At 61.9% G+C, this 14596-nt stretch carries 14 protein-coding genes; 7 read left to right on the top strand and 7 right to left on the bottom strand.

Annotated features, from left to right (window positions below; translation table 11 throughout):
- Positions 1 to 3 precede the first annotated feature (3 nt).
- Complete coding sequence (gene phoQ / locus CPH57_RS06630; RefSeq protein WP_033644257.1) at positions 4 to 1461, top strand: two-component system sensor histidine kinase PhoQ; 1458 nt, start codon at positions 4 to 6, stop codon at positions 1459 to 1461.
- 84 nt (positions 1462 to 1545) lie between these two features.
- Positions 1546 to 2667 carry a cupin domain-containing protein gene (locus CPH57_RS06625; RefSeq protein ID WP_004941161.1) on the top strand — a complete coding sequence of 374 codons (1122 nt, stop codon included), beginning with the start codon at positions 1546 to 1548 and terminating at the stop codon, positions 2665 to 2667.
- A 41-nt stretch (positions 2668 to 2708) separates the two neighbouring features.
- Here CPH57_RS06625 and CPH57_RS06620 read toward each other — a convergent pair whose 3' ends face one another.
- Together CPH57_RS06620 and pepT are read right to left on the bottom strand one after the other, a co-directional pair.
- Entirely contained in the window at positions 2709 to 3797 is a 1089-nt protein-coding gene (locus CPH57_RS06620; RefSeq protein ID WP_096242826.1) for a malate/lactate/ureidoglycolate dehydrogenase, read from the bottom strand.
- Positions 3798 to 3888: 91 nt separating this feature from the next.
- Positions 3889 to 5118, bottom strand: coding sequence for a peptidase T (gene pepT, locus CPH57_RS06615; RefSeq protein ID WP_033642773.1), 1230 nt, complete (start codon positions 5116 to 5118; stop codon positions 3889 to 3891).
- 57 nt (positions 5119 to 5175) lie between these two features.
- On the opposite strand from pepT, the gene CPH57_RS24290 reads away from it, so the two are divergent.
- The 5 genes from CPH57_RS24290 (at position 5176) to potD (ending at position 9483) form a co-directional block, all read left to right on the top strand.
- Positions 5176 to 5466 (top strand): hypothetical protein, encoded by a 291-nt coding sequence (locus CPH57_RS24290; protein WP_127897190.1) that lies wholly within the window; start codon positions 5176 to 5178, stop codon positions 5464 to 5466.
- Between the two features lie 8 nt (positions 5467 to 5474).
- Positions 5475 to 6590 carry a spermidine/putrescine ABC transporter ATP-binding protein PotA gene (potA, locus tag CPH57_RS06610; RefSeq protein WP_033642772.1) on the top strand — a complete coding sequence of 372 codons (1116 nt, stop codon included), beginning with the start codon at positions 5475 to 5477 and terminating at the stop codon, positions 6588 to 6590.
- Positions 6574 to 7434, top strand: coding sequence for a spermidine/putrescine ABC transporter permease PotB (gene potB, locus CPH57_RS06605; protein WP_096242160.1), 861 nt, complete (start codon positions 6574 to 6576; stop codon positions 7432 to 7434). Before potA ends, potB begins: the two co-directional genes overlap by 17 nt.
- Positions 7431 to 8213 carry a spermidine/putrescine ABC transporter permease PotC gene (gene potC, locus CPH57_RS06600; protein ID WP_033642769.1) on the top strand — a complete coding sequence of 261 codons (783 nt, stop codon included), beginning with the start codon at positions 7431 to 7433 and terminating at the stop codon, positions 8211 to 8213. Before potB ends, potC begins: the two co-directional genes overlap by 4 nt.
- A gap of 226 nt (positions 8214 to 8439) precedes the next feature.
- Positions 8440 to 9483: a spermidine/putrescine ABC transporter substrate-binding protein PotD gene (gene potD / locus CPH57_RS06595; RefSeq protein WP_096242159.1), complete on the top strand. Its 1044-nt coding sequence runs from the start codon at positions 8440 to 8442 to the stop codon at positions 9481 to 9483.
- A gap of 44 nt (positions 9484 to 9527) precedes the next feature.
- Here the strand turns inward: potD and cobB are convergent, their stop codons facing one another.
- The 5 genes from cobB to lolC all read right to left on the bottom strand — a co-directional run bounded on the left by cobB (position 9528) and on the right by lolC (position 14573).
- Positions 9528 to 10364 (bottom strand): Sir2 family NAD+-dependent deacetylase, encoded by an 837-nt coding sequence (gene cobB / locus CPH57_RS06590; protein ID WP_046899329.1) that lies wholly within the window; start codon positions 10362 to 10364, stop codon positions 9528 to 9530.
- Positions 10365 to 10455: 91 nt separating this feature from the next.
- On the bottom strand, positions 10456 to 11373 hold the full coding sequence (gene nagK, locus CPH57_RS06585) for an N-acetylglucosamine kinase (RefSeq protein WP_060659641.1): 918 nt from the start codon (positions 11371 to 11373) through the stop codon (positions 10456 to 10458).
- A gap of 53 nt (positions 11374 to 11426) precedes the next feature.
- A complete protein-coding gene (gene lolE / locus CPH57_RS06580; protein ID WP_096242158.1) occupies positions 11427 to 12674 on the bottom strand; it encodes a lipoprotein-releasing ABC transporter permease subunit LolE in 1248 nt (415 codons plus the stop codon).
- Entirely contained in the window at positions 12674 to 13378 is a 705-nt protein-coding gene (gene lolD, locus CPH57_RS06575; RefSeq protein ID WP_004941120.1) for a lipoprotein-releasing ABC transporter ATP-binding protein LolD, read from the bottom strand. Before lolD ends, lolE begins: the two co-directional genes overlap by 1 nt.
- A complete protein-coding gene (gene lolC, locus CPH57_RS06570) occupies positions 13371 to 14573 on the bottom strand; it encodes a lipoprotein-releasing ABC transporter permease subunit LolC (protein WP_096242157.1) in 1203 nt (400 codons plus the stop codon). Before lolC ends, lolD begins: the two co-directional genes overlap by 8 nt.
- Positions 14574 to 14596: the final 23 nt, after the last annotated feature.

The following is a 14596-nucleotide window of genomic DNA, read 5'->3' as shown; positions in this document are numbered from 1 at the left end:
ATGATGTTCAACAAGAATAAAAAACCGTTTTCGCTGCGCGCCCGCTTCCTGATGGCGACCGCCGGGGTGATCCTGGCGCTGTCGCTCTCTTACGGTTTGGTGGCGGTCGTCGGCTACATCGTCAGCTTCGACAAGACCGCCTTCCGCCTGCTGCGCGGCGAAAGCAACCTGTTCTTCAGCCTGGCGCAGTGGAAAGACAACAAGCTCACCATCGCCATTCCTCCCGATATCGATCTCAATTTTCCCACGCTGGTGTTTATCTACGACGATAAAGGCAACCTGCTGTGGAGCCAGCGCAAGGTGCCGGAGCTGGAGAAGCTGATCAACAAGGAATGGCTGGAGGAGTCCGGCTTCTACGAAATTGACACCGATACCCGCATCAGTAGCGAAGTGCTGGGGGACAACCCCAAAGCGCAGGATCAGCTGAAGAATTATGACGATACCGATCAGAACGCGCTGACGCACTCGGTGGCGGTCAATACCTATGCCGCCACGGCGCGGCTGCCGGCGTTGACCATCGTGGTGGTCGACAGCATTCCGCAGGAGCTGCAGCGCTCAGACGTAGTGTGGGAGTGGTTCAGCTACGTGCTGCTGGCCAACCTGCTGCTGGTGGTGCCGCTGCTGTGGCTGGCGGCCTACTGGAGCCTGCGGCCGATCAAGGCGCTGGTCAATCAGGTGGGCGAGCTGGAGAACGGCGAACGCGATCAGTTGGATGAGAACCCGCCCAGCGAACTGCGCGGCCTGGTGCGCAATTTGAACATTCTGGTGCGCAACGAACGCCAGCGCTACACCAAATACCGCACCACCCTGTCGGATCTGACCCACAGCCTGAAAACGCCGCTGGCGGTGCTGCAAAGCACCCTGCGCTCGCTGCGCAGCGGCAAGCAGACCACCATCGAAGAAGCCGAGCCGATCATGCTGGATCAGATCGGGCGCATCTCTCAGCAGATCGGTTACTACCTGCATCGGGCCAGCATCAACTCCGGCCAGACGGTGCTGACGCGCGAGATCCACTCGGTGCCGGCGCTGCTCGACAGCCTGGTGGTGGCGCTGAACAAGGTTTATCAGCGCAAAGGGGTGGTGATCACGCTGGACATCTCGCCGGAAGTGACCTTTATGGGCGAGAAGAACGACTTTATGGAAGTGATGGGCAACGTGTTGGAAAACGCCTGCAAATACTGCCTCGAGTTCGTGGAAATCACCTCGCTGCACTCCGATAAAAACCTCATCCTCGTTATCGACGACGACGGCCCGGGCATCCCGGAAAGCAAGCGCCAGCTGATCTTCCAGCGCGGCCAGCGGGTGGATACCCTGCGTCCCGGTCAGGGCCTTGGCCTGTCGGTGGCGGCGGAGATCATCGAGCAATACGACGGCGAAATCGTCATCAGCGACAGCCCGCTCGGCGGCGCGCGCATGCAGGTCACCTTCGCCCGCCAGCACGATACCCACCACAACGAGTAAATTATGCCTCTGCGGCCCCGATCCACGGGGCCAAACTTCCGTTATAATCGCACTCAGGCTCACTCCTCTCTCCTGGAATAGAACATGGATTATCAATTAGACCTGGACTGGAACGATTTTTTGCAACGTTATTGGCAAAAACGTCCGGTGATTCTGAAGCGCGGCTTCAAAAACTTTATCGATCCGATCTCCCCGGATGAGCTGGCCGGGCTGGCGATGGAAAACGAAGTGGACAGCCGCCTGGTCAGCCACCAGGACGGCCGTTGGCAGGTCGCGCACGGCCCCTTCGAGAGCTTCGATCACCTGAGCGAAAACAACTGGTCGCTGCTGGTGCAGGCGGTGGACCACTGGCATGAGCCTTCCGCAGCGCTGATGCGCCCGTTCCGCCAACTGCCGGACTGGCGGATGGATGACCTGATGATCTCCTTCTCGGTGCCGGGCGGCGGCGTCGGCCCGCACCTCGATCAGTACGACGTGTTCATCATTCAGGGCACTGGCCGCCGCCGCTGGCGAGTCGGGGAAAAAACGCCGCTGAAACAGCACTGCCCGCATCCGGATCTGCTGCAGGTAGAGCCGTTCGACGCCATCATCGACGAAGAGATGGAGCCGGGCGACATTCTCTACATTCCGCCGGGCTTCCCGCATGAAGGCTACGCGCTGGAAAACGCGCTCAATTATTCGGTGGGCTTCCGCGCGCCGAACGGCCGCGAGCTGGTGAGCGGCTTCGCCGATTACGTGCTGGCGCGCGAGCTGGGCAGCAAACGCTACGGCGATCCGGACGTTAAACTGCGCGAACACCCGGCGGAGATCCTGCCGCAGGAAGTGGACGCCTTACGGCAGATGATGCTGGATCTGGTGCAACAGCCGGAACACTTCCAGCACTGGTTCGGCGAGTTTATCTCCCAATCGCGCCACGAGCTGGATCTGGCGCCGCCGGAGCCGCCGTATCAGGCCGGGGAAATCTACGAACTGCTGCAACAGGGTGAAGCGCTGCAGCGCCTGGGCGGGTTGCGCGTGCTGCGCGTCGGCGATCGCTGCTTCGTCAACGGCGAACTGATCGACACCGACCAGCTGCAGGCCGCAGACGCCCTGTGCCAGCACTTCAGCGTCGACGCCGCCCTGCTCGGCGACGCGGTAGACGATCCGTCATTCCTGGCGCTGCTGACCGCGCTGGTCAACAGCGGCTATTGGTACTTTAACGACTGATTGCGAGTACGCGAACAAGCCACCCTATCGGGTGGCTTTTTTTATGCCTGCCGCGCCTGCGCGCGAAAACCGGCCAGCGCTTCATTCGCCATGCCCGCCTGCTCCGCCGCCGTGCAAATTTGCCGCCAGGTATTGGCGTCTATCGGTATGCCCTGCTCCAGCCGCGCCGCGCGGTTGACCTCTTCCCATTCTCCCGGCACCGCGATCGGCTGTTCGCCGCTCGGCGGCGATGCCTTCACCCAGCCGATAAACGCTTCGGCCTCGGCCTGCATTTGCGGGGCGTCGAAGGCCTGAGGATCGAGGATCAGGGTCGTCATGCAGTTGAAGATGGCGTCGCTGTCGGCTTTCAGCGTGGCGTCGTGGGTGGTGCGGCCGCCGGAGAGCGCGCCGCCGAGGATCTCACACATCGCCGCCAGCGCATAGCCTTTGTGCAAGCCGAACGGCAACAGTGACCCGAACGGCGCTTCGTGCATCACCTTCGGTTCGGTGGTGGGTTGCCCGTGTTCGTCGATCAGATAGCCCGGCGCCACCGACAAGCCTTTGTTATAGGCCACCCGAGTCTTGCCGAAGGCGATGCCGCTGGTGGCGAAATCCAACAGCAGCGGCGTGCGGCCCGGCCGCGGGAAAATGGCGCAGAACGGGTTGGTGCCGAAGCGGCGATCGCTGCCGCCGAACGGCGCCACCATCGGATCACCTACCACGTTGACGAAGTGAATCGAGATAAAACCGGCGCGGGCGCACTGTTCCGCCCAATGGCCGATGCGGCCGATATGGTGCGCGTTGTGCAGCGCCACCGCCGCCAGGCCCAGTTTGCCGGCGCGCTCAATGCCCAGCGCCATCGCTTCGCTGGCCACCACCTGGCCGAAGCCGCGCGCACCGTCGAGCGTCAGCACCGCGCCGGCGTCGCGCACCACCTCGGCATGTTGATTAAGCTGCAATTGCCCTTGCGCCAACGATGCCATGTAACTGGGGATCATGCCGACGCCGTGCGAATCGTGCCCGGCCAGATTAGCCTGCACCAGGTGATCGGCCACCAGCTCGGCTTCGCGCGCCGTGCTGCCGGCCTGGCGCCAAATCGCCTGAACGAACTGCGTCAAATGCGAGCCGGCGATGCGGAATTCGGTGCTCATCATGCGGTCCTTATGCGTGGGGAATGGACTTCCACACTATGAGCAACGCCTTGTTGCGGCAAGCGATTATGATAATCGCAAGCGTCCCGTTTTACCGCGCCCGCTCGGCGGCCAGCGCCGCGATGCGCATAATTACCGCCACCGCTTGCTCCATGCCTTCCAGCGTCACGAATTCGTGCTTGCCGTGGTAGTTGTAGCCGCCGGTGAACAGGTTCGGGCACGGCAGGCCGCGGAACGACAGCTGCGCGCCGTCGGTGCCGCCGCGGATCGGTTTCATCACCGGTTCAATGTCGCAGTCGCGCATTGCCTGCTGCGCCAGCGCGATCGCGTGCGGATGCTCCGCCACCTGTTCGCGCATGTTGTAATAACTGTCTTCGATGCTGACTTCAATATAACAATCGCGCGGCAGGCCTTTGCCGACCTCGCGGGCGATCTCCACCATCTTGCGTTTGCGCGCCTCGAATCCCTCGCGCTCGAAGTCGCGCAGGATGTAGTGCATTTCGGCGCGTTCCACGCTGCCCTTGATGCTGCTGAGGTGGTAAAAGCCCTGGTAACCCTCGGTGGTCTCCGGCGTTTCGTCCGCCGGCAGCGCCTGATGAATGCGGGTAGCCAGCGACAGCGCGTTGACCATCACGCCCTTGGCGCTGCCGGGGTGCACGCTGTTGCCGAGGATTTTGATCGTCACCGAGGCGGCATTGAAGTTTTCGCACTCCAGCTCACCGACGCCGCCGCCGTCCACCGTGTAAGCCCATTCGGCATTGAAGGCCGCCACGTCGAACAGCTGTGCCCCCTTGCCCACCTCTTCATCCGGGGTGAAGGCCACGCGGATGTCGCCGTGCGGGATTTTGCGCGCGCGCAGGCGCGCCATGGCGGTGAGGATCTCGGCGATGCCGGCCTTGTCGTCGGCGCCCAGCAGCGTTTTGCCGTCGGTGGTGATCAGGGTCTGCCCCAACATCTGGTGCAGGATCGGGAACATCACCGGCGACAGCACTTCATCGCCAATGCCGAGCGCAATATCGCCGCCGCGATAGTTCTCGACGATCTGCGGATTGACGTGTTTGCCGCTGAAATCCGGCGAAGTATCCAGATGGGCGATAAAACCGACCGCCGGCACCGGCCAGGCGACGTTACCCGGCCAGGTGCCCATCACGCAGCCGTGCTCACTGAGCGACACCCGCTCGAAGCCGAGCGCGATCATTTCCTGCTGCAACGCACGCGCCAGCTTCAACTGCCCGTCGGTGCTCGGCACATGCTTTACGTTCGCTTTGGACTGGGTGTCGAAAGAGACGTAGTTGAAAAAGCGGTCAAGTAATTTATCCATGGTAGCGGCCCCTCAGAATATCGCGTTTCATTATGCTGAACCGATCAGGATCAAATATTGCGTCAGGTCATTTTTAACCAGAATTCGCCAATATCATTAATCTTTGTGATGATTTCAGAGGGAAATAACGCTGTCATCACAGGGTCATTTGTCGCTATCATGATGAAAAACGCGGCATCTGGGCCGGATCGGCTTTCAATTCCGGCATTCAGCGTCTATCATGCGCGCTCGAAAAATTTCCATTGGCGCAACTGGTTTGAGCTTCTTTTGAATCGCGGGCATGCCCGCAAGCTCCGGCAGTCTTTTCCAGTTGCGGTTCTATCTGCATTAGCCCACGGGATAGAGTAAGACGATAAATGACTGAGACATCCTCTCGAGCCCCCCTTGTTGAACTGCATGCCCTGAGCAAAGCGTTCGATGGCAAAACCATCATTGCCGATCTGGATCTGACGATTAATCACGGCGAATTCCTCACCATTCTTGGCCCCTCCGGCTGTGGCAAAACCACGGTGCTGCGCCTGATTGCCGGTCTGGAAGACGCCGATCGGGGCCGCATCGCGCTCGACGGCCAGGACATCACCGCCATTGCGGCCGAGCATCGCCACGTCAACACCGTGTTTCAGAGCTATGCCCTGTTTCCGCACATGTCGGTGTTCGACAACGTCGCCTTCGGCCTGCGTATGCAAAAGGTGCCGGCGGCCGAACTGACGCCGCGCGTCGAAGAGGCGCTGCGCATGGTGCAGCTGGATGCCTTCGCCAAGCGGCGGCCGGGCCAGCTCTCCGGTGGCCAACAGCAGCGTGTGGCCATCGCCCGCGCGGTGGTCAACAAGCCGAAAGTGCTGCTGCTGGACGAATCGCTGTCGGCGCTGGACTACAAGTTGCGCAAGCAGATGCAGAACGAACTGAAAGCGCTGCAGCGCAAGCTGGGCATCACCTTCGTGTTCGTCACCCACGATCAGGAAGAAGCGTTGACCATGTCGGATCGCATCGTGGTGATGCGCGAAGGCCGCATCGAGCAAGACGGCACGCCGCGTGAGATCTATGAAGAGCCGAAAAACCTGTTCGTCGCCAGCTTCATCGGCGAGATCAACATCTTCGACGCGGTGGTCCTGCAACGCCTCGATCCGCAGCGGGTGCGCGCCAACGTGGAAGGCCGCGAGTGCGACATCTATGCCGATCTGCCGGTAGAACCGGGCCAAAAGCTGAAGGTGCTGCTGCGCCCGGAAGATCTGCGGGTGGAAGAAGTGAACGACAGCGCGCAGCACGACGGGCTGATCGGTTACGTGCGTGAGCGCAACTACAAAGGCATGACGCTGGAATCGGTGGTCGAGCTGGAGAACGGCAAAACGGTGATGGTCAGCGAGTTCTTCAACGAAGACGATCCGGACGTCGATCACTCGCTCAATCAGAAGATGGCGGTGACCTGGGTCGAAAGCTGGGAGGTGGTGCTGGCCGATGAAGAAATCGCGTAAAGTCTTCCAGAATGTGGTGATCGTCGGCGTCGTCGCCTGGCTGTTGCTGTTCGTGTTCATGCCGAACCTGATGATCATCGGCGCCAGCTTCCTGACCCGTGATGACGCCAACCTGGTGCAGATGGTGTTCACGCTGGATAACTACCGGCGTTTGTTCGATCCGCTGTATGCCCAGGTGCTGCTGCACTCGCTGAACATGGCGCTGATCGCCACCCTGTGCTGCCTGGTGATCGGCTATCCGTTCGCCTTTATTCTGGCGCGCTTGCCGCAGAAGGTGCGGCCGCTGCTGCTGTTTCTGCTGATCGTGCCCTTCTGGACCAACTCGCTGATCCGCATCTACGGCCTGAAGCTGTTTCTCAGCACCCGCGGCTATCTCAACGACGCGCTGCTGTGGATCGGCGTCATCGACAAGCCGCTGCGCATCATGTACACCTCGGAAGCGGTGATCCTCGGCCTGGTGTATATCCTGCTGCCGTTTATGGTGATGCCGCTCTACTCCAGCATCGAAAAGCTCGATAAATCCTGCCTGGAGGCGGCGCGCGATCTCGGCGCCAGCAAGCTCCAAACCTTTATCCGCATCATTGTGCCGCTGACCATGCCGGGCATTATCGCCGGCTGCCTGCTGGTGATGCTGCCGGCGATGGGGCTGTTCTTCGTCGCCGATCTGATGGGCGGCGCCAAAAACCTGCTGATCGGCAACGTGATTAAAAGCCAGTTCCTCAATATCCGCGACTGGCCGTTCGGCGCGGCCACCAGCATCTGCCTGACGCTGGTGATGGGGCTGTTGCTGCTGGTCTATTATCGGGCCGCCCGCCTGCTGAACAAGAAGGAGGATCTGGCATGATCGGACGTCTGCTGCGCGGCGGCTTTATGACGCTGGTATACGCCTATCTGTATATCCCGATCGTCATCCTGATCGTCAACTCCTTCAACGCCTCGCGCTTCGGCATCAACTGGCAAGGGTTCACCACCAAGTGGTACAGCACGCTGCTCAACAACGACAGCCTGTTGCAGGCGGCGGGCCACTCGCTGACCATGGCGGTGCTCTCCGCCACCTTCGCCACGCTGATCGGCTCGCTGACCGCAGTGGCGCTGTACCGCTACCGCTTCCGCGGCAAACCGTTCGTCGGCGGCATGCTGTTTGTGGTGATGATGTCGCCGGACATCGTGATGGCCATCTCGCTGCTGGTGCTGTTCATGTTGCTGGGCATTTCGCTCGGCTTCTGGTCGCTGCTGTTCTCGCACATCACCTTCTGCCTGCCGTTCGTGGTCGTGACCGTCTACGCGCGCCTGAAAGGCTTCGACGTGAAGATGCTGGAAGCCGCGCGCGATCTCGGCGCAAGCGAGTTCACCATCCTGCGCAAAATCATCCTGCCGCTGGCGATGCCGGCGGTGGCGGCCGGTTGGCTGCTGAGCTTCACCCTGTCGATGGACGACGTGGTCGTCTCCTCCTTCGTCACCGGGCCGAGCTACGAGATTTTGCCGCTGAAGATCTATTCGATGGTGAAAGTCGGCGTCTCGCCGGAGGTTAACGCGCTGGCCACCATTTTGCTGCTGCTGTCGCTGACGCTGGTGATCGCCAGCCAGTGGGTGATGCGCGATCGCTCGCCCAAGGCCGAGTAATCCTTCCCGCCGGGCGCTGCGGCGCCCGTCTCTTTCATTGACCACAATGATATGAAAGCGGCCTTTGGTGATGGCCCTGACTCGGTTAACCCGCTGATTTGCCGCTGGGATAACCGCCTTTACCCACCCCGCCCCCGCCCCTATAATGGCCCCTTTCTGGGGTATGGCGCGGCCGAAAACGGCGGCTCATACGGGTTCGGCTCACTACTGCTGAAGGATACGCTGCATGAAAAAGTGGTCACATCTGCTCGCAGCCGGGATGATGGCGCTGAGTTTCTGCTCTGCAAACGCCTCTGACGGCAAAACGCTGTATTTCTATAACTGGACTGAATACGTCCCGCCGGGGCTGCTGGAGCAGTTCACCAAAGAAACCGGCATCAAGGTGATTTATTCCACCTATGAATCCAACGAAAGCATGTACGCCAAGCTGAAGACCTACAAGGACGGCGCGTACGATCTGGTGGTGCCTTCCACTTACTTCATCGCCAAGATGAGCAAGGAAGGCATGCTGCAAAAAATCGACAAGAGCAAGCTCAGCCACTTCAAGGATCTCGATCCTACCCTGCTGAACAAGCCGTTCGATCCCAACAACGACTACTCCATCCCTTACATCTGGGGCGCCACCGCCATCGGCGTTAACAGCGACGCGCAGGATCCGTCCACCGTCACCTCCTGGGCCGATCTGTGGCAGCCGCAGTACAAAGGCCGTCTGCTGCTGACCGACGATGCGCGCGAAGTGTTCCAGATGGCGCTGCTCAAGCTGGGCTATTCGGGCAACACCACCGATCCGAAAGAGATCGAAGCCGCCTACCGCGAACTGCAGAAATTGATGCCGAACGTGCTGGCCTTCAACTCCGACAACCCGGGCAACCCGTTTATGGAAGGGGAAATCAACGTCGGCATGGTGTGGAACGGTTCGGCCTTCGTGGCGCGCCAGGCCGGCACGCCGCTGGAAATCGTCTGGCCTAAGGAAGGTGGGATCTTCTGGATGGACAGCCTGGCCATTCCGGCCAACGCGCGCAACGTCGAGGGGGCGCTGAAGCTGATCGACTTCCTGCTGCGGCCGGAAATCGCGGTGCAGGTGGCGGAAACCATCGGTTACCCGACGCCGAACCTGGCGGCGAAGAAGCTGCTGTCGCCGGAGATCGCCAACGATCCGTCTCTCTACCCGGATAAAACGGTGATTGAGCACGGCGAGTGGCAAAACGACGTCGGCGACGCCAGCACGCTGTACGAAAGCTACTTCCAAAAGCTGAAAGCCGGGCGCTAACACGCCCGCCATCCCATCAGGGCGCGCAGTGCGCCCTGATGTCTTTAGGGCTTATCTGCCCGCGCCACCTTGCCCACCAGGAATTTGTGCACAAAACGCGGCACCACTTCGCTGGCCAGGCCGTAGTGTTTCTCGTCGAACTGGCTTTCCACCTGACTCGGCTCCAGGTTCAGCTCCATCGCGTAGGCGCCGCCCAGCCGCGCCTCATGCACGAACCCGGCCGCCGGATAGACATGGCCGGAGGTGCCGATGGCGACGAAGAAATCGGCCTTGCTCAGCGCCTGGTAGATGTCGTCCATGCCCAGCGGCATCTCGCCGAACCACACCACGTGCGGCCGCAGCGGCGCCGGGAACTGGCAGCAGTGGCAGCGCTCGTCAACGCTGAGATCGCCGGGCCACTCGAACACCTGGCCCGACTGGGTGCAGCGCACCTTCAGCAATTCGCCGTGCATGTGCAGCACCCGCTTGCTGCCGGCGCGCTCATGCAGGTTATCGATGTTTTGCGTGACCAGCAGGAAGTTGTCCCCCAGCCACTCTTCCAGATCCGCCAGCGCGCGGTGCGCGGCGTTCGGGGCGATGTCCTCGGTCTGCAGCTGGCGGCGACGTTCATTGTAAAACGCCTGCACCAGCGCCGGATCGCGCTGAAAACCTTCCGGCGTGGCGACGTCCTCCACCCGGTGCTCTTCCCACAGCCCATCCGCGGCGCGGAAGGTGCGAATGCCCGACTCGGCCGAAATGCCGGCCCCGGTCAACACCACCACAAACGGCTTTTTCAGCTCGGCCGCCGCCATGGTGTCACGGTGAAAAATGCGTGAACGAAAGCGCTGATGCAGCACATGCTTACTCTTGCGAAACTGACACAGCCGATGGCGAGTGTGCATTAACTCTCTCCTTACTTTTCCCTGTTTACCCTTCTTACTGGACGTTGCGGCGTTGTTGGCTGTATACATTCACGCCTGGCCGCAACGCCCATTACGTTGGGCGAGCCAAATTGAGGAACGCTGCGCCGCGCACGCCGCCGGCGTCGCCATAGCGCGCCTTCTCGATGCGCGGCAGCCGAGCCACCCGCAGCAGGTGCGCCGGCAGCCGCTGCGGCAACGCCTGGTAAATGGCGTCGAAGTTCGACAGCCCGCCGCCGATCACCACCAGGTGCGGATCCAGCACCGTCAGCAGGTTACCCAGGCAGATCGCCAGCACGTCCATAAAGCGATCGACATGCGCCACGGCCTGCGGCTCACCCGCCTGATAATGCGCAATGATCTCGGTGGCGGGCAAGCGCCGGCCATAAAAATGGGCGTACATCCATTCGAAACCGCGGCCCGATATGTAATTTTCAATGCAACCCTGATGGCCGCACCCGCAGGCGACGCGAGGCACATCACGCCCCAGCACCTCGAGCGCGTCCACCGGCAGGCGCAAATGGCCGAACTCGCCGGCGATATAGTTGCGCCCGGGCACCGTCTTGCCCTCGACGATCAGGCCGCCGCCTACGCCGGTGCCGAGGATGATGCCCAGCACCGTCGGGTAGCGGCGGAACTCGTCGTCCCAGGCCTCCGACAGCGCAAAGCAGTTGGCGTCGTTATCGACCCGCACCTCGCGCCCGATCAGCGCCGCCAGATCGCGCGGCAGCGGCCGCCCCATCGCCGCAGGCACATTGGCGGTAAACAGCGTGCCGTCATCGTCGTTGGGCAGGCCCGGAATGCCGATGCCGACGCTGCCGCGCCGGCCGCAAAACGCATCCGCCTCAAGGGTCAGCTCGCACAGCGTAGCCAGCAGTTGCCGATAATCGTCGCGCGGCGTCGGCACCCGCTTTTGCCAAATGCGCTGCAGGCTGTCGTCGAACACCCCCAGCTCAATCTTGGTGCCGCCCATATCGAAACCGTAGTACATAACCCATCCCCAGGCTAAAAAAACGGGGCGGCATCGCTGCCTCCCCGTGGGTTTTATTGTCCGCTCAGCACCCGCGCCGGATCGATGCGGCTGGCGCGCCTCGCCGGATACCAACTGGCCAACAGGCTCAGCACGATGGCGGTCGCCAGCACGATCAGCACATCCAGCCAGTGCAGCTCGGAAGGCAGGAAGTCGATGAAGTAAATATCGCCCGACAGGAAGGAGTGGCCGACCAGTTTCTCGATGCCCCGGATGATGTTGGTCAGCTGCAGCGAGGCGATCACCCCGATCACCACGCCGCTCAGGCTGCCCAGCAACCCGGCCAGCAGCCCATACCAGATGAAAATGGCGCGGATAAAGCCGTCTTTGGCGCCCAGGGTGCGCAGCACCGCGATGTCGGCGCTTTTGTCTTTCACCGCCATCACCAGCGTGGAGACGATGTTGAAGCAGGCCACGCCGATCACCAGCACCATCGCCAGGTACATGATGGCGCGGATCATCTGGATGTCACGGTACATATAGCCGTACTTGCCGATCCAGCTCTTGATGTAGATGTAAGCGTTGGTCACTTCGCCGGCGTCGCGCACCAGCTTGTTGGCGGCGAACACGTCGTTCATCTTGAGAGCGATGCCCGTGACGCTGTCACCCATGTCGAGATACTGCTGCGCATCGGCCAGCGGCACCAGCGCCAGGCTGTGATCGAGCTGGCCGCTGAGCTGCAAAATGCCGGTCACGTGCAGGCGAATACGCTTCGGCTGCAGCAGCTTCATCTCAGGGTCGCTGTTGGGGATCATCACCGTGACATAGGCGCCCTGCTTGACGCCCAGCGCGTCGGCCACGCCCTTGCCGAGGATCACCTGCTGCTCGCCGGGCTTGAAGTTGGCCCAGGCGTCGCCCTGCACATACTGCGGCAACGCGCTCAGTCGGCTCTCCTGCTGCGGATCCACACCTTTGACTTCCACCGCGCGCAGCTGCGCGCCGTTTTCCATCAGGCCGGTAAAGTTGATGTACGGCGCGGCGGCCAAGATGCCCGGCACCTTTTCCACCCGCTGCAGAATCGACAGCCAGCCGCTGAACGGCTGATTGACCGGCTCGAGCTCGCCGTGCGGCACTACCGCCAGAATGCGGTTCTTCAGCTCGCGCTCAAAGCCGTTCATCGCGCTCAGACCGACGATCAGCACCGCCACCCCCAGCGCGATGCCAATGGTGGAGATGACCGAGATCAGCGACACCATGCCGCCGCGTTTACGGCCGCGGCTGAAACGCAGGGCCGTCAGGAAGGACAGTGAGGCTCCCGCCATTACTCGGCCCCCATCAGGGTCAGCTGCGCCTGCAGGTGACCGTCGGCCATTTCCAACTGGCGGCTCAAGCGCTTGGCCAGCTGCAGATCGTGCGTTACCACCAGGAAAGCGGTGCCCTGACGCACGTTCAGCTCACCGAGCAGATCGAAGATGCTGTCCGCGGTGCGCTTGTCGAGGTTGCCGGTCGGTTCGTCCGCCAGCACCAGCGCCGGGTTATTGACCAGCGCGCGCGCGATCGCCACGCGCTGACGCTCGCCGCCGGAAAGCTCGGACGGACGGTGTTTGCTGCGCTTTTCCAGCCCGACCGCCGCCAGCATCTCCCGCGCTTTCTCCTGCGCCTGCGCCGGTTTGGCGCCGCCGATCAAGAGCGGCATGGCGGCGTTTTCCAGCGCGGTGAAGTCCGGCAACAGATGGTGGAACTGATAGATGAAGCCCAGCTGGCGGTTGCGCAGCTCGGCCTTGGCCGCCGAAGACATGGCGTTGAGCGATTCGCCCTTGAAGATCACTTCGCCGGAGGTCGGCGAGTCCAGCCCGCCCAGCAGGTGCAACAGGGTGCTCTTGCCGGAACCCGAGCTGCCGACGATCGCCATCATCTCGCCCTGCTGCATGGCAAAGCTGACGTTGCGCAGCACGTCGGTGTGCAGGTTGCCTTCCTGATAGGTCTTGCACAGGTTGTCACACTGCAGCAAAAGATGGTTACTCATAACGTAAAGCCTCAGCGGGTTGTACGGCGGCAGCGCGCCATGAAGGATAGAGCGTGGACAACAGGGAAACCGCCATCGCCACCACGGCGATGATCGTCACCTGCAGCGGATCGACCGCCACCGGCAGCGAAGCGCCGTCGATCAATGCGCCGAGGATCGGCATCAGGTTGTTCAGGTTGGTGGCCAGCAGCACGCCGAGCAGCGTGCCGAGCAGCGAACCGATGATGCCGGCGCTGGCGCCTTGCACCATAAATACCGACATGATCTGGCGGCGGGTCAGCCCTTGAGTCTGCAGAATGGCGACCTCGCCCTGCTTCTCCATCACCAGCAGGCCGAGCGAGGTAATGATGTTAAACGCCGCCACCGCCACGATCAGGCTGAGCAGCAGCCCCATCATGTTCTTCTCCATGCGCACCGCCTGGAACAGCTCGCCCTTGCGATCGCGCCAGTCTTTCCAGACGGTGCCCGCCGGCAGCGCCTGCTGGCTGAGGGTATCGACCGCCAGCGGCTGTTGCAGGAACAGACGCCAGCCGGTGATGTTACCGGCCGGGTAGCGCATCAGGCGCGAAGCATCCTGTTGGTTGACCAACAGCTGATAGCCGTCCACCTCGCTGTTGGCGTGGAAGGTGCCGATGAGGGTGAACAAACGCTGGCTGGGAATGCGGCCCATCGGCGTGAACTGGCTGGCGCTCGGCACCATCACGCGCAGCGAATCGCCGCGCTTGACGCCGAGTTGCCCCGCCAGCTGTTCGCCGATGATGATGTTGTATTGGCCCGGCTGCAGCTGTTGCTGCTTGACGTTGACCAGATACGGGGTCAGCGGATCGGCCTCGTCGGGATTCACGCCGAGCATCACCCCGACCGCCACGCTGCGAGCGCTTTGCAGCACCACGTCACCGGTGGTCAGCGGCGCAACGCGCGTGACGCCCTGCAGCTTCTCCACCTCGGAGGCCGGCAGCTGCTGCGGGTTGACCGATCCTTGCGGACTGGTAACCAACGCCTGCGGCATCAGGCCGAGAATGTTGTTCTCCAGATCCTTTTCGAAACCGTTCATCACCGACAGCACGGTGACCAACGCCATCACCCCCAGCGTAATGCCGATGGTGGAAAGCCAGGAAACAAACCGCCCGAAGCGGTCTGAGGCTCGCCCGCGCATGTAGCGCAGGCCAATGAATAACGCGACAGGTTGATACATGAAATCCGTTTGATAGCCGTGGC

The sequence above is a fragment of the Serratia sp. JKS000199 genome (assembly GCF_900215455.1).
In the GTDB taxonomy this organism is placed as follows: Bacteria; Pseudomonadota; Gammaproteobacteria; order Enterobacterales; family Enterobacteriaceae; genus Serratia; species Serratia ureilytica.
This window is presented reverse-complemented; position numbering and strand designations above follow the sequence as displayed.